Genomic DNA, 19,692 nt, shown 5'->3' with positions numbered 1-19,692 from the left:
AAAAGTAAAAATAGAAAAGTAGGTATGGTATTTTAAAGCATAAATAGTTTTAAGGTTGATAAATTTTAATCGTCTTAAGCAAAGCCAACTTAAATAAATAATGCAAAAAAGATATGAGAAATTTATATAAATTTATTTGCTGTTTTTAGAGTTTAATTATTAGCCCCTTTACAAAGGGGCTAGATGACAAATTTTGATTAGAGTTTTGCTTTTCTTTTGCGCTCTGTTGGGTCTAAATAGCGCTTGCGAACGCGGATATTTATAGGCGTAACCTCGACTAGCTCGTCATCTTCTATCCACTCTAGCGCGCGCTCTAAGCTTAACTTTCTAGGCGGGACAAGTTTGATCGCATCGTCACTACCACTTGCACGCACATTTGTTAGGTTTTTGCCCTTGATAGGATTTACATCAAGGTCGTTTGGACGGCTGTGCTCGCCGATGATCATGCCCACATAGACTTTTGCCTGTGGATCAAGAAATAGCACGCCACGATCTTGCAAATTAAATAGCGAATAAGCAAGCGTTACGCCATTTTCCATCGATACCAGTGCGCCATTTGTTCTGTGCTCTACGGTGCCACTAAGTGGTCTAAACTCCAAAAAGCTGTGGTTCATAACGCCCTCACCTTTTGTATCAGTCAAAAACTGGCTTCTAAAGCCAATAAGTCCGCGAGCTGGGATCTCAAATTCGATCCTTGTTTGGCCATCGCCTGTTGGGTTCATAGAAACCATTTCGGCCTTTCTTTTGCCTAGTTTTTCTATGACTGTGCCTGTCGTATCATCAGGTGCGTCGATGACTAAAAGCTCGTATGGCTCGCATTTTACGCCGTTTATCTCTTTTACGATGACCTCAGGTCTGCCAAGTAAAAATTCATAGCCCTCGCGGCGCATATTTTCAGCCAAAATAGTAATCTGAAGCTCACCACGGCCACTTACTTTAAATTTGCCCTCACCGATGTTTTCGTATTTCATCGCGATATTTGTCTTCATCTCGTTTGCAAGGCGCTCATCGATCTTATTTGATGTGACGTGCTTGCCCTCAGTACCTGCTAATGGGCCGTCATTTACAGAAAACACAACGCTAAGTGTTGGCTCTTCGATGTGAAGTGGATCAAGTGGATGAGGATTATTTGGATCAACGACGCTATCGCCAACATCAAGCGCATCAAAGCCAGCGATCGCTACGATATCGCCAGTGCCAGCTTCGTTAATATCAGTTCTTTCAAGACCCATAAAGCCAATTAACTTTGAAATTCTACCAGTTGTCTTTGTACCATCAGCCTTTGCAAGCATGACATTTTGGTTTTTAGATATCTTGCCGTTAAAAATTCTTGCAATACCAATCTTACCAACATAATTGTCATAATCAAGAGTAAAAACTTGGAGCTGAAGCGGATTTTCGTCGCTACCACTTGGAGCTGGTACATGAGCTAGGATAGTCTCAAAAAGTGGCTGCATATCTTTGTTTTCATCACTTAGTTTTAACTTAGCGTAGCCATTTTTAGCAGCAGCATAAACTACTGGAAATTCTAGCTGCTCGTCATTTGCATCAAGTGCGACAAAAAGGTCAAAAATTTCATTTATAACGCGGTCTGGATCGCCTGCTGGCTTATCGATCTTATTTACGACAACGATTGGGCGAAGTCCTAGTGAGAGTGCCTTTTTGACGACGAATTTAGTCTGTGGCATAACGCCTTCTTGTGCATCGACAAGCAACAAAACGCCATCAACCATCTTAAGAACGCGCTCAACCTCACCACCAAAGTCAGCGTGACCCGGAGTATCGATGATGTTGATCTTTGTATCTTTGTAACGAATAGCAGTATTTTTAGAAAGGATCGTGATGCCACGTTCTCTTTCGATGTCGTTGCTATCCATGACACGTTCGCCAACGCTTTGATGTTCGTTAAATGTTCCTGACTGCTTCAAAAGCTCATCAACCATTGTTGTCTTACCGTGGTCGACGTGCGCGATAACGGCTATATTTCGTATTTTTTCCAAATTTTTCTCCGTTTATTAGTTTGCTATTTTTCGTTTGTCAGTTTTAAAATAGGGGCAGATTATAGCCAAATTTTTATAAATTTTAAGCTGATATCAAGAAATTAATTTTTGGAATAGATTTTGCATGTTTGGCATTAAGTTTAAAAATTTGAAAGGTTTAAATGCAAGCTTATACAGCGAAAAACAACGTAGATTTGCTGGCTCCTGCTGGAGGTAAAAAGCCCTCTGTTTCTAAAAAATCTCAAAACAACGGCGAATTTTTGTCGATGGTTTTAGATGCAGCTGCGAGCAAGGCAAATAGCGGTCAAAAAATCACTGAAAAAGATGTCAAAGAGATAGTAAAAACGGTTACAACTCAAAAAGAGACATTGCAAAAAGCACAAAGCGAAAGTGCGGCAAAAATTTCAACTGCACTTGAAGAAAATTTGGATGAAAATACAAAAAATGAGCTCTATGAAAATGCAAATTTCATGCAACTTTTGCAAGTTTTAGAAATTCTAAATGGCAATGAAAAAGTAAGTAAATTTCCAAATTTCAGCGACAAAATAGCAAATTTCTTAAGTGTGCCTGAAAACGTCGAAGAGCTTAGCAACGTTAAAAGCGTTAGCGATCTTATCGACCTTGCTAAGAAATTTGACCTTGGCCTTGAAAATATAGAAATTTCAAATGAAGATGTGCCAAAACTAAATGAGATGTTTAAAAATTTAGGTAAGAAAGAATTTTTTACACCGAAAAAGACCGAAGAGAAGCCTTTTTACCTAAAAGAGCTAAAAAATGAGGTCGAGCAAACCATCATCAAAAATGAACCAAAAGAGGTCGTAAAGCTTGATACCTTATTAAAAGAGGTAGTGGCAAATCCAACTAATGAAACTAAAAATTTAGTAAAAGAAGAGCCTAAGAAGCTAGATAGTGAAGTAAAGCTTGATGATGAGATAGTGGATGTTGAGCCAGACGAGCAGCCTAAAGTAAAGGTAAATTTACGCGAGCAAAAGGCGCAAAAAGCCCCAACTCTCGAGTCGCTACTCTTTCCTGAAAGAGAACAACAAAAAAATGAGAATTTTGAGAGCAAAGAGACATTTAACAGCGATAATAAATCAGAACTAAATCAAATGGTAAAAGATATCGCTAGTAGCGCCAAACACCAGCTTCAAACAAAGGCTGAGATAAAAGAGACGCTTAGTAACTTCTCTTCTACGTTAAAAGAACAGGTGCAAAACTATAAAGCTCCGATCACTCGTTTTAACATCACGCTTAATCCACTAAATTTAGGAGAAGTTGAGATCACTATGGTAAATCGCGGCAATAATTTGCATGTAAATTTTAACTCAACCACAGCTACGATGAATTTATTTTTACAAAATCAAGCCGAGTTTAAAAATAGCCTTGTAAATATGGGATTTACCGAGCTTGAGATGAATTTCTCAGATCAAAATCAAAGACAAGATAAAAAAGAACAAGCAAAGAATAAATACAGCTCAAATCAAAGCGATGAGAGCGAAAACACTCAAGCGGAACAAAGCTTGCTTGAGCTAGTAATACCAAGATATATTTAGGAGAGATCATGGCTTCAGTTTCAGATATAACTACACAAACAACACAACAAAAAAATGCCGAGAAAAAGGCAAAAGCAAAGCAAGATGCAGCAGCCGGCACAGGAACTAACCCAAATGCGCAGCTAGATAAAGATGCATTTATGAAGCTACTTTTAACAGAGCTTCAGTATCAAGACCCAACAAGCCCTATGGATACTGAAAAGATGCTCACACAAACTAGCCAACTAGCATCACTAGAGATGCAACAAAATACAAACTCAGCTATGAAAGAGCTTGTAAATCAGTTAAAATCAAATGCAAATGCCTACGCTATCTCAGCTCTTGGAAAAATGGTCTCAACTGGTTCAAACTCAGTTTTACTAACAGATGAGCAAAAAACTGTAAATTTTGCACTTTATTTTAAATCAGATCTTGCAAATGGTAAGCTCGAAATTAAAAATGCAAATGGAGAGGTCGTCCGTTCAATCGATATAAAAGATCTAAAGTCAGGAGTTCGCAGAATATCTTGGGATGGCAAAGATGATTCTGGAAAACAATTACCAAATGGTGCATATACAGTCTCTGTTAATTATACTGGAAAAGATGGTAATTCATACAAGACTCAAGTAGGTAGCTATCCAGTTGAGGCAGTAAAATTTGTAGATGGTAAAGCCATGATAAAAATCGCAGGCGAATATGTCCCAATGGATAAAATATCTGAATTTTACGAAGGATAAAAGCCATGATGAGAGGTTTTTACAACGGAATTAGTGGTATTAAAACACAAAGCTTTGGCATGGATGTTTGGGCAAATAATATTTCAAATATCAACAACGTAGGTTTTAAAGCTTCAATCCCTGAGTTTAAAAATTTAATCAATCAACATATGGCTTCCGCTGGAAGTGGTCCAACTAACAATCAAGTAGGTCTTGGAGCTACGAAACAAACGACAGCTTTAAAGATGACAAATGGTAGTTTTCAAAATACTGATAATAACTTTGACCTAGCCATAGGTGGTAAAGGCTTTTTTGGTGTCGTTGATAAAAATGGTAGAAACTACTACACAAGAACAGGTAGCTTTGATATAGATGGGGCTGGAAATTTAGTAGATAATAAAGGCAACTTGCTTCTTGGTACGTTAACAAGTTTTACTCCAGTCACCCCAAGTGCTAATGCTCTTAGAAAATATGGTCAAACAAAAGGTACCACGCAGGCATTTACTGCAAAAGAAGAAGATCTAAAACTAGGCGATACTGGCTCACAAAAAGGTATAAATTTACCTCATTTTTTATATATGCCAGCCAAGCAAACAAAAAATATAAATTTAAAAGGAAACCTAGACTCAAGCCTTATAACAGATAAGCGAACAACAGCCATTGATGCGGCAAATTTTAACTATACACTCGATAATACAAACAAAACTATCTCGCTAAATGGGCAAGTCCCGCTAAGCCAGACAAGATTTGGTGCAAAAGCAGGTGACAGCGTGGTAGTAAAAGTAAAAGACGGTGATGGTAAAATTAGTGAGTTTTCAACCACACTAGAGAGCGATGGCAGCTGGCATATAAATAATAAAAGCCTAAAATTTATGGATTTTGCTAGCTTAGATGTAAAAGCCGAAGTTACATCACTAGTTGAAGTAGCTAATAAAGAAAAACTAAGCTCAGAGATATATAACAGTGATGGTACAAAGAGCTTAGTAACTATAAATTTTACAAAGCAAATCCCTCAAGGTGGCAATCAAACCATTTGGAATGCTACAGCTACAATAACCGATGCTAATGGTGTTGTACAAAATACAGCTATGGGAACACTTACTTTTGATGGTACCGGTAGGCTTGTTGCAAATACATTAACAAGCGTTGGAAACGTAGCTTTAAATTTTCTTGGCGATGGAGATGCAAATGTTTATAATGGCATAACAAGCTCGGCCAATTCAAAAAAAGACTTTGTCATAAAAGCAGATGGCTACGCCGAAGGAAATCTCTCAAAATATAGCGTCGATGACCGTGGAAATATCATGGCAAATTTTGACAATTCTCGCTCATTTATAGTTGCAAAAATAGCTCTATATCACTTCCAAAATGAGCAAGGCGTATCAAAAGTAGGTGATAATCTCTATGAAGCAACTCCAAATTCAGGTGAAGCATTTTTTTACAAAAATAAAGCTGGTGAGACCATTTATGGAGCGCAAATTTTAGCAAACAAGCTTGAGATGAGTAACGTCGATCTTGGTCAAGCGCTAAGTGAGGTTATCGTTACGCAAAAGGCTTATGAGGCTAGTGCAAAAAGTATCACAACAAGCGACGAGATGATTCAGACTGCTATTCAGATGAAGAAATAATTTTTATGCTAGTTGATGATTAAAAATTTAAAATGAATGATAATTTTAAGAATAGAGTTTAACTTCGTTTATCAAAAACTCGTAAACTCTTTGCTGAACTAAAATTTCTTCCTCACAGCCACTCATCAAGCGACGAAGATGTGAAAAATCTATCTTTTTGGCGTATCTTTTATGATCTTTTAGGTCTTTATCAATGCTTAAAAGTAGTGCATCAAGTGTGATTCTATCGTTTCTTTTAACTCTGACTACATACTCTTTAACAGTTTGGATCAAAAAGTCTTTTCTGGTTTGGTCATTTTCATAAATTTCATTTGTAATGTCATTTAAAACAAAAAAATCATCTTCATCTGGGTCAAATTTAGCTGAAATCATAGCAGCAAAAATTTTTGCACGAAATTCTAAAGATTTGTGATGATAGATAAAAAAATCTCTAAAAGCTGATAAAAAACGAAGTTTAAACTTTCCAGACATTACTCTACTTTTTATGAAATTTGGGCTGATTATATACTTTTAAAGCTAAATTTTTAAAAATGTAACTATAAAACAAAATTTAAGTATAGTTTCTGTATGATTGCGAAGCTCCTTCTTAGACCTGTGTAATGCTTTTTATGAGCACCGCTTCAGGGTGGGAACACAGCAGAGCACTTGTATTAAGTGTGTGCCGCAGTCATCTGAGAGGGGGTCTTTCTAAACCAAAATGCTCATTAAAATCATCGCAAATTTCTAGAAAATCCACTCCATCAATCTTAGGTTTTTCACTAAAAAATTTATACATATTATTAAAGCCATCAGTTAGCTCTTTTGACTTGACGCCGTAGCTTATAGAAATTCCGGCTTCTATGTAGGCTGAGAGCTTGTCGCAGTATTTTAGCGCTTTGCCGTCGATCGGGTTAAATTTATCCTCATTTACGTTTTCCATAGTCCCTTCGTGGCAGATGATCTTGCGCTCATAAGTTCTATTTTCAAACTCATCTTTGATAAATTTCTCGCCATCTTTTCTGATACCAAGGATGTAGCTAAACTCGTCTTTGATTTTTTCAGGCACAAATGGCAAAATCCTCTCATCAATAAGCCTCATCTCATACTCGCTGATGATCTCATTTAGCCCTTTTACGCCATATTTTACAGGGCTTATGATGTCCCTTGTAAGGCTCTCTGGCAGATCGTGAAATAGCGCGCAAAAGAAGTTATTTTCTAGGCGTTTTTTGCAAGCTTTTGCTTTTAGTGAGTAAAAATAACTAAGTATCGCAACTACTAGCATATGTCCTAAGACCGCAGTTTCTGGAATGCGAGGCGTTTGTGCCCAGCGCTTTTGAAACCTTAGCCTACCGCTTAGATCAACAAGGCGGGCTAATTTTTGATTCATAGCGATCTTTCTAACGCCAATTAGCTCATAATAATCCTCCATCTCCTCTTCAACCTTAGCTTTAAGCTCGTCGATGTCGCTTAAAAACTGACTCGTTTGATAGACGATGGAAAATTCCCATCTAGTGGCAAGATAGCTAGCTGCTTTTAGGATAAGGCGTTCTTTTTCATGCTTTTTATCACTTTTAAAATAACTTTTAAATCTCTCTAAAAACTCCCCATCTTCAATATCTGAAATAAGGCTATCAAGATTACTTAAGACCCAGCTATTTATCTGCTCTTTTTTTGTCTTTTGGATGTGGTGAAAGACGTCTGGACGTATGTCTGTGACTACAACCCTACTTAAAAACTCAAAAATTCCAGCCTCAATGATATAGTTCATATCGGCGTCTTGCTCTTGTTTTGCTATGAAATAAGCGATGATAAATTTATGAGCTTGCTTATCAAGCTCGACTAAATTTGTCATCTTTGGATAGTCGTTCCAACGTGATATAGATGCTGCTTTAAAGATATGTTCTATAAGCTTAGCACTTATCATTATTTATCCTTTTTGACTACTTTTGGCTTCTTATCATCGGCATAGCTTATCTTTCTAAAGCCCTCTTTATTTGAGCTTCTTCTTGGTTTGTCATCTTTTTTAAATTTATCATCTCTGCTGCCTCTGCTACCACGATCACTTGTACTTCGTCTCTCACGTGGCTTATCGTTAAAGCTTCTCTCCCTACTTCTTGGAGCGTATTCTTTCTCTTCAGCTGGCTTTTTTACCACTAGATCAGAGCTGATCTCGATAACCGTATGGACATTTCCACGTGGGTTAAAGTCACCAACTATCTTCATAAATTTAGGCTCAAGCTTTTTCTCTAAAACAGAGTAAATTTCATTTATACTATCTTCGTGGCTGATGTTGCGGTTCATAAAGCTATTTATATAAAGCTTTATCGCTTTTAGCTCGACAACAAGCTTGTTTGGTATGTACTCAAGATATATCGTCGCAAAGTCAGGATAACCAGAGCGAGGGCAAAGGCAGCAAAACTCAGGCAGAGTGATCTTTATGACATAGTCCCTTGTTTGCTTATTTTCCCAGACCTCAAGGTCACTCTCTACGTCAAATTCTTTCAAAATTTTCTCGCCATATTTCATCTCTAGCTCTTCGCTCATTTTTTATCCTTTTTCTTTTAAATATCTAAGTGTTTAACATCTTTTGCGTGGTCTTGGATGTAATTTCTTCTTGGCTCGACCTCATCGCCCATGAAGAGATTAAACGTATCAGAAGCACTTATAGCATCGTTTATATCGATCTTTAAAAGTCTTCTGTTCTCAGGGTTCATCGTAGTCTCCCAAAGCTGCTCAGGGTTCATCTCACCAAGACCTTTGTAGCGCTGGATATATGCACCTTTTTTCGCATTTTTCTCTACTTCATCAAGCACGTCTATAACGTCACTATGCAAGTCTAAGCCGCGCTCTTTTATCTTTTGGCTAATGTAAAGCGCCTCTTCATAAAGTGGATTTGTGAATAAATTTTCATTTACTACAAGCTCTTCTAAGCCGCTTTCAGTTTGCACATAAATTCTAACCTCATCTTCGCTAACGTAGTGGTTTAGGATATTATGACCCTCAGCCTTTAAGAAATTCTTTAAAATTTCAAAAATTTCATTGTAGCTTTTTGAGACGATGTCTGGATTTTCTATCATATATCGGATCGCTGAAAGGACGTTAAAGCGTTTTTCAAGCTCTTTTAAGACACTTCTATAAGCTGCAACGATCTTTAAGAAATCAATCAAATCAGCACTTCCAATGCCCTCTATATCAACGCCCTCGATGCCAGTTTCGATAAGAAATTCATTTAATGCCTTTTCATCTTTTAGATAAATTTCTTTCTTACCTTTTTTATAGCGGTAAAGTGGCGGCTGAGCTAGGTAAATATGACCATTTTCTACAACTTTATTTAAAAATCTAAAGAAGAAAGTTAAAAGCAGTGTCTGGATGTGACTACCATCGACGTCGGCGTCGGTCATGATGATGATCTTATGATATCTAAGCTTCTCAGCGTCAAATTCATCTCCAATGCCGCATCCAAGTGCTGTTATCATATTTTTTATCTCATCAGACTTTAAAATTTTATCCAGCCTTGCCTTTTCAACGTTTAGAATTTTACCCTTAAGCGGTAATATAGCTTGGAAAACTCTGTCACGTCCCTGCTTAGCAGAACCGCCCGCAGAGTCGCCCTCCACTAGATATAGCTCGCTAATTACTGGGTCTTTACTTTGGCAATCAGCTAGTTTGCCAGGGAGTGTACCTACGCTCATGCTCTCTTTTTTGCGAGTTAGATCCCTAGCTTTTTTAGCAGCTTCTCTACCACGAGCTGCCATTAGGGCTTTGTCCATTATCGCTCTTGCTTCAATAGGATTTTCTTCAAAATACTTTGTAAGCACGTCAAAAACCATCTTTTGAACTATAGGTTTTACATAACTTGAGCCTAGCTTACCCTTTGTTTGTCCCTCAAACTGCGGCTCTGGCACTTTTACGCTAACAACTGCAATGAGACCCTCGCGGATATCTTCTCCAGTTATCTTTGTATCTTTTTCACGTGCAGCAGCGTTTGCTTGAACGTAGTTTGTGATAACTCTTGTAAGACCCGCTCTAAAGCCAGCCTCGTGAGTACCACCATCTGGAGTTTTGATGTTATTTACAAAACTTAGTAAATTTTCACTATAAGTGTCGTTGTAAAGCAGTGCAAAATCAACAAGCACGTCATCTTCGCCGCCACTAAATGATACTGCTTTACTGACAGCATTTGCCTTATTCATATCAGTTACAAAGCTCTCAAGTCCACCCTCAAAATGAAAGCTCTCGCTTCTGCCATTTCTTTGATCTTTAAAATTTATAGTTATCTTTGGGTTTAGATAGGCTAGCTCGCGAAATCTTTTTACTAAAATTTCATCATCAAATTCAGTCACCTCAAATATGTTATCATCTGGCCAAAACTCGACTTGAGTGCCTGTGCGGTTTGTAGTTTTTATGACTTCAAGATCGCTTTGAGGGATGCCTTTTGCAAATTCTTGTCTGTGAAGCTTGCCATCGCGTTTGATATTTACGACTAACTTTTTAGAAAGGGCATTTACGACAGATACACCAACGCCGTGAAGACCGCCAGAGACTTTATAAGTGTCCTTGTCAAATTTACCACCAGCGTGAAGCACAGTTAGAACAACAGTCGCAGCTGAAATTTTCTCAGTCGGGTGCATATCCACTGGGATACCACGGCCATTATCACTAATGATCGCTGAGCCTTCTCGTGTAAGCTCAACGTCTATCGTATCGCAGTATCCTGCCATCGCCTCATCAATAGAGTTATCAACGACTTCGTAGATCATATGGTGAAGACCGCTTATATTAGTATCGCCTATATACATGCCCGGGCGTTTCCTGACCGCCTCAAGACCTTTTAGTACTTTGATATTTTCTGCGCCGTAATTATTTTCCATAATCTTGCCTTATCTTATAAATTTATCGGCATTATTACTGTTGTTAATTCTTTTGAATTTACAACAAATGCTAGTGAGCTTTCATTAAATCCAAGCTCAAAATTTTCATCCTCGATGCTACTTAAAAAGTCAAGTAGATATCTATTTTTTATACCTATAAAAAATTCATCTCCAAGCTCTAAACCAGTTTGATAATCTATCGTAGTTTTTGCTTCAGAGTTATCTTCTATAACACTTTCAAATGTTATATTGTCCTTCGCAAAAGATATTTTCATTGTATCACTTAGCATTGAGATAGTTTTTATACCCTCTATCATCTTATCTCTACTTAATTGAAGTCTTTTTCTAACCTCTTTTGGTATGACACGCTCGTAATCTGGGAATTTGCCATTTATAAGTTTTGTGAAAAATTCAAAATTTTGACTTTGAGCGATTAATATATTTTCATCATAGTAAATTTCTATCTTGTCAAAAAATAGTTTTTGTATTTCATTGATAGCTTTTTTAGGGATTATTAGTGAAAATTCTTTTTCGGTTGGTGTTTGAAATCTAAATACACTAAGTCTTCTTGTATCAGTACCAACGATATTTATAAAGTCTTTTTTAATATCAAGAAAAGCTCCGTTTAGTTCAAATTTTGGGTTATTACTATCAATACTTGGTAAAATTTTCTTTAAACTTCTTCCTAACATAACAGCGTCAACGTCAAATTTTGATTTACCCTCAATCGTTGGAAACTCTGGAAAATCTTCAAATTTATACATTGGAAGTTTATATTTTGAGTTTTTTTGTTTTATGTAAAGATAGTTATTTACAGTTTCTAACATTACTTCTTCATCTTTTAGACTTTTTATAATGTCAAGTAGTTTTTTGCCATTTGCAGTTGCGTAACCTTCATCAACGATTTTTACATTACTTAGTTTATATGCTAGACCTATTTCATGATCAGTTGCTTTTATATTTAAAACACCATCTTTTGCTGAGATATAAATGTGAGAAGTTATAGCACTAAGATCTCTTTTTTCAAGATATGGATTTGTATTTGTTACTATGCTTTCAAGCATATTTTTGTTTATTAAAACCTTCATTAAAAACTTCCTTCTATTTTTAAATTTAATTTTTTTGTTTTAGTAGGTGATGTTAAAAAGTGAAAAGTGCTTTTAAACACCGAAATACAGCTATTTGAAATGTGAAAAATTATATTTTCTTTTTCACATTTATTCACAAATTTCATATTGTATTTTATCCTTTTGTCAAAATTTTGTTTTTTAATTCAGTAACTTTTAGACTAAAAATTTCATTAGTTTGTATTAGCTCATTTATCTTTTTAATATTATGACTAACGGCACTGTGATCTTTCATACCAAAATAGTTTGCAATTTGTGGCATTGAGTTTGTTGTAAGCATCTTTGCAAGATATATGATGATTCGTCTTGCTTCTACGATATTTGTAACTCTTGATTTGCTTTTTATATCACTTTGTTTAATATTTAGTTCTTTACTAACTATTTCAACGATAGTATCGAAATTTATATTTTCACGTTTTTCTTTGATCAGATCTTTTAATATACTTTTTGCAAGATCGAGTGTGATCTCTTCTTTCATAAGAGTTTTAAATACGTTTAAATTTATGATAGCTCCCTCGATCTCACGGATATTATCCCCCATGTTTGTAGCTATGTAGTTTATGACCTCTTTATTTAGATCGATTTTATCAAACTCGCATTTTTTGATGATGATGGCTATCTTTGTATCAAGTTCAGGCGGCGTAATATCAGCCATAAAAGCCTTATCAAATCTTGAAATCATCCTATCCTCAAAGCCTTTCAGCGTTTTTGGAGGTCGATCTGAAGTCATAACTATTTGACCATTTTTTGCTAAAAGTTCATTATATGTGTTGAAAAATTCCTCTTGAATTTTATCAGTTTTACCAAGAAACTGTACGTCGTCTATTAGTAAAACATCGCAGTTTCTATATTTTTCACGAAATTTTGGCATTGAGTGGTTATTTATGTGACTAGTAAAATCTATCATAAATTGTTCGCTAGTTACGCAAATAACGGTTTTTCCTTTATTTAGGCAGTGATTTCCGACTGACTGGAGTAAGTGAGTCTTTCCAAGTCCTGTTGTTCCGTAGATAAAAAGTGGGTTGTAGAGCACGCCTGGTTTTTCTGCGGCTGCTTTTGCGCTTAAAAATGCGTATTGATTTGAAGCTCCACAGACAAAATTTTCAAATGTGTAGCTTGGATTTAAAATGCTACTTTGTGTTTTTATTTGCTTGACGTTTATTTGATTTTGTTTTGATACCTTGCTACTTTTAGTAGATGAAATTTCTATATTTGGTTTTATGCCTGTTCTAACTTCATATAGATGAGCGATTTTATCAGCATATCTTGTATTTATAAATTTAGCCATCAACTCATTTGGTGCAGTAAATACGATAATATGATCGTCTGAAGCCTTTTCATTAAATTTTAATTGTTTGATATAACTTTGGTATTCTTCAGGTGAAATTTGTGTTGAAAGATTTTCTAAAATTTCGTCTGCTATCAAATTTTTATGCCTTAAATTTCGAGAATTTTTATAGTGATACTATCTTAATTTTAATAAAACCTTTGTTAAACTCCGACAAACTTTTTCACATCGTGAAAAAGTCGTGAAAAAGTATTGAAAAGATAGTGATGAAAATTTTAGGAATCGATCCAGGTACGAAGAATTGCGGTTACGCGATACTTGAAAAAAATAAATTTAAAACTACTCTTCTTGAAGCAGGACTCATAAAAATAAAACCAAACACACTTCAATATCAAATTACCGAGCTTTGCGAGGGGCTTGATCTCATCTTTAAAAATCATAAATTTGATGAGGTCGCCATCGAAGATATATTTTTTGCTTACAATCCAAAAACGGTTTTAAAGCTCGCTCAGTTTCGAGGGGCACTTAGCCTTAAAATTTTACAGCTTCATGGTGATTTTGCCGAATACACGCCGCTTCAGGTGAAAAAGACGGTCACTGGCAAGGCTAAAGCTGATAAAGAGCAAGTAGCGTTTATGGTGAAGAAAATTTTAGGTATAAATAAAGAGATAAAACCGCTTGATATCACCGATGCGATCGCGATTGCACTAACTCACGCAAATAATTTAAGAATAAGCTAAATTTGATAGGAAAAAGATGGCAATAGTAAAAGCATTATTAATTGGCGAGGTGAAAAACTATGGCTCGCAAAGTGCGACTGATAAGCTAAATTTACCTTGGAGCTCAGCTATATTTAAAGTAGCTCAAAATGGTGAAATTTTTGCAAATGAGCTTGGCTTTGTGGGCGATAGCGTCGCTGATACAAAACACCATGGAGGCCCTGAAAAAGCTATATTTGCAAATTCGTTTTCAAACTATGCCCAGTGGGAGAAATTTTTGGGATTTAAAAATTTAGCTTATGGAGCTATGGGTGAGAATTTATGCATTGACGGTTTTGATGAGAGTAGTATCTGTGTAGGTGATATACATAAAATCGGCTCACTAGTCCTTCAAGTATCGCAGCCAAGAAAGCCTTGCTTTAAACTCTCAAAAAGATGGGGCAATGAAAATATGGCTACTCACATCTTTGAAACTGGCTTAACTGGCTGGTACTACCGCGTCATCACTCCAGGATCGTGCAAAGTGGGCGACGTGATAGAAGTTATAGAAAAAGATCCAGTTCATATGAGCATTTTAGAAGTAAATAGACTTTTTTGCGCTCCAAGTAAAAATTTAAATTTACTAGAGAAATTTAACTCTCTTACCACTCTTCCAAAAAGTTGGTATAGTGATATGGAAAGACGTATTCAAGGTATTTATAGTACAGAATATATGAGAAATTTATAATAGTAAGTAAAATTTTTATTATTTTAATACCCACAAATATTCAAATATTACAAGGCTTATGTAAAATTTTGCATGAGCCTTTAAATTTTAAACATTTTTTACGCTAGAATTACCAAAAATTTAAAGGAGAAGATATGCCATTACTTGATAGTTTTTGTGTAGATCACGTAAAAATGCAAGCCCCAGGAGTAAGACTAGCAAAAAGTATGAAAACGCCAAAGGGTGATGATATAAGTGTTTTTGACTTGAGATTTTGCAAGCCAAATGAAGAAATTTTGCCAGAAAAAGGTACTCATACATTAGAGCATTTGTTTGCTGGCTTTATGAGAAACCATCTAAACGGCAATGGAGTAGAGATCATTGACATCTCACCGATGGGCTGTAGAACTGGCTTTTATATGAGCGTGATCGGTACGCCTAGCGAAGAAGCCGTAAAAAAGGCATGGTTAGCCTCTATGAAAGATATCTTAGAAGTTAAAGATCAAGATAAAATTCCAGAGCTAAATAAATTTCAATGCGGTACTTACAAGATGCACTCACTTGATGAAGCACACGCCATAGCAAAGAAAATTCTTGATCTTGGCTTAGTCATCATAAATAACGATGAGATCAAGCTTGACGTTGATGCTATGGGACTAAAAAAGCACTGATTTGAAGCCAGCAAAACAAGAAAATCAAGCCTATTTAAAAGAGCAAATTTTAACCTATCTTGGTAATAAACGCTCTCTTTTAGGCTTTATCGAGCGAGGCGTAAAATACGCAAAAGACGAGCTTAAAAAAGAGAAGCTTAGCTGCTGCGACCTCTTTAGTGGAAGTGGCGTAGTGGCTAGGTTTTTAAAGCAAAATAGCGAATTTTTAGTTGCAAACGACTTGGAGCTTTATAGCTTCATCACAAACTCATGCTACCTGCAAAACGCCACAAATGAACTAAAAAATGAGATAAATTTCTGGCAAAAAAAGCTTGAAAAAGAGATAGAAGATAATCTTTCTGAAGGCTTTATAACAAAACTTTACGCCCCACAAGATGATAAAAATATTACCGAGGGCGAGCGGGTCTTTTACACAAGAAAAAATGCTATGTTCATTGACACTGCTAGAAGGCTTATAGATGAGCTAATGCCAGAGGAGATGAGAAAATTTTTCATAGCTCCACTACTTTATAATGCAAGTGTGCATGCAAATACGAGTGGAATTTTTAAAGGTTTTCATAAAAATAAAGAGGGCATCGGTCAGTTTGGTGGCAGGGGGCAAAATGCCATCTCAAGGATCACTTCTGATATAAATTTGACTAAGCCAATTTTTTCAAATTTTAGCGTGCCTTTTGAGGTCTATCAAAAGGACGCAAATTTGCTCGCAAAAGAGCTTGATGGGCTTGATCTAGTCTATCTTGATCCACCTTATAACCAGCACCCATACGGCTCAAACTACTTCATGCTAAATCTCATCGCAAGCTATGAAGAGCCAAGTAAAATTTCAAAAGTTTCAGGTATCGCAAAGGACTGGAACAGATCAGTTTTTAATAAAAAATCATCAGCAAGCGAGGCATTTTTCGAGTTGATAGCAAATTTAAAGGCAAAATTTGTGCTTATCTCGTTTAACTCAGAGGGCTTTATCAATCAAGATGAATTTGATCAAAACCTAAATAAAATTGGCAAAGTTCATCTGCTTCGCCAAAAGTATAATGCCTACCGCGGTAGTAGAAATTTAAAAGCTAGAAACATCCACGTAGACGAACTTCTTTACGTTTTGAAAAAGTAAATTTACCTATTTCATCACTTCTAAACCATAAATCGCACTAACTCAAATGTTAGTTTGACTCATATTCTGGCAAACACTTCTCAAATATAAATTTATGCTCATCAGGTAAGGCATCGTAGATAGCATTTGCTAAATTTCTTATCTCCCAAAGGGCTGATTTTGAGCTACGAAGTGAGATAAAATTTTGCAAGCTTCTAGCGTTTATACTCCATGTAAGCTCTGTCTTATAGCACTCTGGCAAGCAGTATTTTACGATATCTAGGCTTTTTGTAGTTGAGGCTAAAATTTCACGTAAATTTTCAAGCGCTTTTATGCTCGCGTTATCCACTAGCTCGTCATTTGTTAGTACGATAAATTTAGCCGCACGCTCAAACTGTCCTACTTCAAATTTCTCCTCTTTTTTTAGCTCTTTTAGTGTGTAGCGGGTTGATTTGACGCTTAGACTTGCCAAGCGGTGACGAGCTAGCTCTTGAAGTAGCGCACGAGAGATACCTTGGATGTAGAAGTTATAGTATAGGTGCTCTAAGGTAGAGGCGTGTTTAAATTTATTGCCTACTCTATCTATTAGCTCAACATCTTTTTCGCCACCGTTGTCGCCTTTATCAAAGCTTTGCCAGCATGTTCGGATAGCGTGAGAGCAGATATTTAGTGGAGTGTGATTTAGTAGTGTTACTTGCATTTTTTCTCTTTTGTAAAATTTTTTAACATTTTACAAAAATAAGGCTGATTTTATTCGTAAATTTAAAGCATAAATTTCAAAGGGAGGCAAACGCTCCCTTTTGTAAAAGTCTTAGTTATTATTGTTTTAATTGAAGAAGTGTATTTAGCATCTCATCGCTTGTTGTGATAGTTTTTGAGTTTGCTTGGAAACCTCTTTGGATTACGATAAGATCTGTTAGCGCACGGCTTAGATCGACGTTACTAGCTTCAAGTTTTGAAGCCGCGATCGTTCCCTTATCGCCTGTGCCAGCTGCACCGATAACTGCTTCGCCTGAGTTTGCAGTTTGTGAAAAGACATTTCCGCCCTCGCTTTGAAGACCTTCGTTGTTTGTAAAGGTAGCAAGTGCTACTTTAGCTAAGCCAAAGCTTTGACCATTTGAAAATGAGCCTATTATCGTTCCAGTCTCATCTATTTTTATGCCATTTAGAGTGCCGCCTGTGTAGCCATCCTGTGAGATTGAGTCAGTTGATGAGTCTTTATCAAAGCTTGTTAGTCCGTTAAAATCAGTTCCCAAACCAAAATTTAGATTGACACTTTGTCCACCTTGTGAGCCATTGTTAGCTGAAAATGTTATCGTTGATGGGTGAAAACTTGCAAGAGAGCCATTTGCGTTAAATCTAGCTGTTCCAGTCACAACGTTATCTGGGCCTTCTCCTGAATAGTTTATCTTAGCAGGCTCTGGCACTTGGATCACCATATTCCACTCAGTTCCGCCATCTTTTGTAGTGCCTACTTTTGCCCATTTGATACTAACTGTGTGTTTTGAGCCAAGTGAGTCAAAAATTTCAGCCGTTGAGCCATGGCTTGACATCATCATCTTACCGCTATTTCTTAGAGCTTGACCTGGGCTTAGTGCGCCATCAAGTGCTTTCATCATAGTTGTAAGTCTAACATTTTCATTTACAGCAGCAGTACTAGCATCTTTTGCTGGCTCTGTTAGTCCGGTAACTGTCATATAAAGGGCTTGATCGGCCACGTCATCTGCTGGATTTTCTAGTTGAAATTGACCAGATTTATTTACTGTTATCTTAACGCCATCATTTAAGTTGCCAGCTGCTGCTTTAAGGCCAGCTTTTATTTTATCGTCTTCACTTGCAGTAGGGTTTTGAGTTACTAGAGCTGCTACAGCTGCGTCATATTTGGCTTTATAAGGTGGGTTGATCACACCAGAAACAGCAGCACTTGTAGGTAATCCAAGTGCTTTTACCCTTTTTATCTCGGCTACAGCACCAGTATCGGCTGGTATTGTTCCATTGCCATCACCATTATAATCAACATATTCTCTAGCATCTTTTTGCATAGCACGGCGAAGATCTTCTGTTGTAGTTACTTGTCTTGGCTTTGCATCATCGTTTTGGTGAATAGCTGTTGTTTGAGAGCTTGTATAGACATATTGGTAAGCTGTGATAATGGTTGTATTTGTTAAACCACCACCTGGAGCTGCTGCTAGGTCGTCGCCAGGATTTACTGTTAGGTGTATGTTTTTTGTCTCTTTTGTAGTGCCAGAGTTGTTTCTATTTATGAGTGTTAGCTTATTTCCCTCTGAAATTTCAGCACTAACGCCAGTTTTGTTATATTGGGCATTGATAGCAGCTGCAACATCACTGATGCTATATACAGTTTTTGGACCTATTGTTTCGCCATTTAAGGTTATATTTAAAGTTCGAGCTCCACCAAGTGAACCAATATTTGGATTACCGCTACCAATAGTAAATTTATGCGTTTTCGCATTTGCGTAGCTTACCCAGATACCTTGTTTATCTCTTAGGGCAAGGCCATTTCCAAGCTCGTCAAATGTAACACCAAGATCAACGCCACGCTCTGTTAAAATTTGCTCGTTTCTTGAGTTTGTAAAAAATTTATCGTTATTTACATCATTTTCGTTGTGAGCTTCATTTGCACTTACTTCGCCGTCATTGTCATAGTCTATGCCATTAGCGACAGAGTCTAGTGAATAAATAGGAGTGCTTCTTTGTCCTATGGTATTGCCTGAGTCAAGGTTGCCTTTTATCTTTACTTCTGTTGTTGCTCTTGCTGGAGTAGTAAGACCCTCTTTGATCACAATATTTTTTATCGGTCCTGTTGAGTCGATAGTGCCAGTCTCTTCATCTCTTGTCCAGCCTTGAACGATATAGCCACTATTGTTTACAAAATTTCCAGCTTTATCACGGACAAAGTCACCATTTCTTGTATAGTATCTTGTTGTTCCGCCATCTGGAGATACGACGAAGAAACCATTTCCTTGAAGTGCAAGGTCTGTTTGCTTATCAGTAGATGTTAGTGTGCCTTGTGAGAAAATTCTTGTAGTTGAGTTTATAGTCGTTCCTAGACCTATTTGCATAGCATTTTGACCGCCTAGCTGACCTTGTGGAGCAGTAGCAACTCTTGGAGTTTGGCTTAGTATATCAGCAAAATTTGCACGGTTGTATTTATAACCATAAGTATTGACGTTTGCGATATTATTGCCTTCTACGTCCATGGCTATCTGGTGGGCTTGTAGGCCTGAAACACCAGACCAAAGTGATCTCATCATTGACTTATCCTTTTTGCGTTTTAAATTTTTATATTTTTTAAAAAGCAAAAGATGTTCCAAAATTTATATTGATAAAAAGCAGAAGAAATAAAA

Annotated in this window: 16 protein-coding genes and 1 other RNA gene; 8 read left to right on the top strand and 9 right to left on the bottom strand. The window is 36.7% G+C overall.

Annotation, left to right across the window (positions count from 1 at the left end; all coding sequences use genetic code 11):
- Positions 1 to 197 precede the first annotated feature (197 nt).
- Entirely contained in the window at positions 198 to 2,000 is a 1,803-nt protein-coding gene (typA, locus tag MTT30_RS08355; RefSeq protein ID WP_429801622.1) for a translational GTPase TypA, read from the bottom strand.
- 161 nt (positions 2,001 to 2,161) lie between these two features.
- Between typA and MTT30_RS08350 the strand changes: the two genes are divergently transcribed.
- The 3 genes from MTT30_RS08350 to MTT30_RS08340 are packed head-to-tail and all read left to right on the top strand — an operon-like array spanning position 2,162 to position 5,876.
- Positions 2,162 to 3,553 (top strand): flagellar hook-length control protein FliK, encoded by a 1,392-nt coding sequence (locus MTT30_RS08350; RefSeq protein WP_429801621.1) that lies wholly within the window; start codon positions 2,162 to 2,164, stop codon positions 3,551 to 3,553.
- An 8-nt stretch (positions 3,554 to 3,561) separates the two neighbouring features.
- Entirely contained in the window at positions 3,562 to 4,269 is a 708-nt protein-coding gene (locus MTT30_RS08345) for a flagellar basal body rod modification protein (protein WP_021090228.1), read from the top strand.
- Between the two features lie 5 nt (positions 4,270 to 4,274).
- Positions 4,275 to 5,876, top strand: coding sequence for a flagellar hook protein FlgE (locus MTT30_RS08340; RefSeq protein ID WP_429801620.1), 1,602 nt, complete (start codon positions 4,275 to 4,277; stop codon positions 5,874 to 5,876).
- Positions 5,877 to 5,921: 45 nt separating this feature from the next.
- Here the strand turns inward: MTT30_RS08340 and MTT30_RS08335 are convergent, their stop codons facing one another.
- The gene (locus MTT30_RS08335; protein WP_087586502.1) at positions 5,922 to 6,347 is read right to left on the bottom strand and encodes a hypothetical protein; all 426 of its coding nucleotides are present in this window, start codon (positions 6,345 to 6,347) and stop codon (positions 5,922 to 5,924) included.
- Positions 6,348 to 6,459: 112 nt separating this feature from the next.
- Between MTT30_RS08335 and ffs the strand changes: the two genes are divergently transcribed.
- Positions 6,460 to 6,557, top strand: an RNA gene (ffs, locus tag MTT30_RS08330) — signal recognition particle sRNA small type.
- Here ffs and MTT30_RS08325 read toward each other — a convergent pair.
- From MTT30_RS08325 to dnaA, 5 genes are all read right to left on the bottom strand, one after another.
- Positions 6,544 to 7,779, bottom strand: a complete 1,236-nt coding sequence (locus tag MTT30_RS08325) for an HD domain-containing protein (protein ID WP_103580290.1) — start codon at positions 7,777 to 7,779, stop codon at positions 6,544 to 6,546. The two genes, ffs and MTT30_RS08325, sit on opposite strands and share 14 nt — an antisense overlap.
- A complete protein-coding gene (gene queF / locus MTT30_RS08320) occupies positions 7,779 to 8,399 on the bottom strand; it encodes a preQ(1) synthase (protein ID WP_429801619.1) in 621 nt (206 codons plus the stop codon). The genes MTT30_RS08325 and queF overlap by 1 nt, the downstream gene beginning before the upstream one ends.
- Before the next feature lie 17 nt (positions 8,400 to 8,416).
- Entirely contained in the window at positions 8,417 to 10,726 is a 2,310-nt protein-coding gene (gyrB, locus tag MTT30_RS08315) for a DNA topoisomerase (ATP-hydrolyzing) subunit B (RefSeq protein ID WP_429801618.1), read from the bottom strand.
- A 14-nt stretch (positions 10,727 to 10,740) separates the two neighbouring features.
- Positions 10,741 to 11,814, bottom strand: a complete 1,074-nt coding sequence (gene dnaN, locus MTT30_RS08310) for a DNA polymerase III subunit beta (protein WP_084041987.1) — start codon at positions 11,812 to 11,814, stop codon at positions 10,741 to 10,743.
- 154 nt (positions 11,815 to 11,968) lie between these two features.
- A complete protein-coding gene (gene dnaA, locus MTT30_RS08305; protein ID WP_054195855.1) occupies positions 11,969 to 13,279 on the bottom strand; it encodes a chromosomal replication initiator protein DnaA in 1,311 nt (436 codons plus the stop codon).
- Between the two features lie 122 nt (positions 13,280 to 13,401).
- Here dnaA and ruvC point away from each other — a divergent pair, with 122 nt between their 5' ends.
- The 4 genes from ruvC to MTT30_RS08285 all read left to right on the top strand — a co-directional run bounded on the left by ruvC (position 13,402) and on the right by MTT30_RS08285 (position 16,345).
- Positions 13,402 to 13,881, top strand: a complete 480-nt coding sequence (gene ruvC, locus MTT30_RS08300; RefSeq protein ID WP_178140253.1) for a crossover junction endodeoxyribonuclease RuvC — start codon at positions 13,402 to 13,404, stop codon at positions 13,879 to 13,881.
- A gap of 16 nt (positions 13,882 to 13,897) precedes the next feature.
- Positions 13,898 to 14,587, top strand: coding sequence for an MOSC domain-containing protein (locus tag MTT30_RS08295; protein WP_429801617.1), 690 nt, complete (start codon positions 13,898 to 13,900; stop codon positions 14,585 to 14,587).
- A gap of 134 nt (positions 14,588 to 14,721) precedes the next feature.
- Entirely contained in the window at positions 14,722 to 15,237 is a 516-nt protein-coding gene (gene luxS / locus MTT30_RS08290) for an S-ribosylhomocysteine lyase (RefSeq protein WP_072595298.1), read from the top strand.
- A 1-nt stretch (position 15,238) separates the two neighbouring features.
- A complete protein-coding gene (locus tag MTT30_RS08285) occupies positions 15,239 to 16,345 on the top strand; it encodes a DNA adenine methylase (RefSeq protein WP_429801616.1) in 1,107 nt (368 codons plus the stop codon).
- A gap of 49 nt (positions 16,346 to 16,394) precedes the next feature.
- Here MTT30_RS08285 and thyX read toward each other — a convergent pair whose 3' ends face one another.
- Positions 16,395 to 17,024, bottom strand: a complete 630-nt coding sequence (gene thyX, locus MTT30_RS08280) for an FAD-dependent thymidylate synthase (protein WP_429801615.1) — start codon at positions 17,022 to 17,024, stop codon at positions 16,395 to 16,397.
- Between the two features lie 118 nt (positions 17,025 to 17,142).
- Complete coding sequence (gene flgE / locus MTT30_RS08275; RefSeq protein WP_429801614.1) at positions 17,143 to 19,599, bottom strand: flagellar hook protein FlgE; 2,457 nt, start codon at positions 19,597 to 19,599, stop codon at positions 17,143 to 17,145.
- Positions 19,600 to 19,692: the final 93 nt, after the last annotated feature.

Source organism: Campylobacter concisus (assembly GCF_050447445.1).
GTDB classification, from domain to species: domain Bacteria; phylum Campylobacterota; class Campylobacteria; order Campylobacterales; family Campylobacteraceae; genus Campylobacter_A; species Campylobacter_A concisus_BI.
This window is presented reverse-complemented; position numbering and strand designations above follow the sequence as displayed.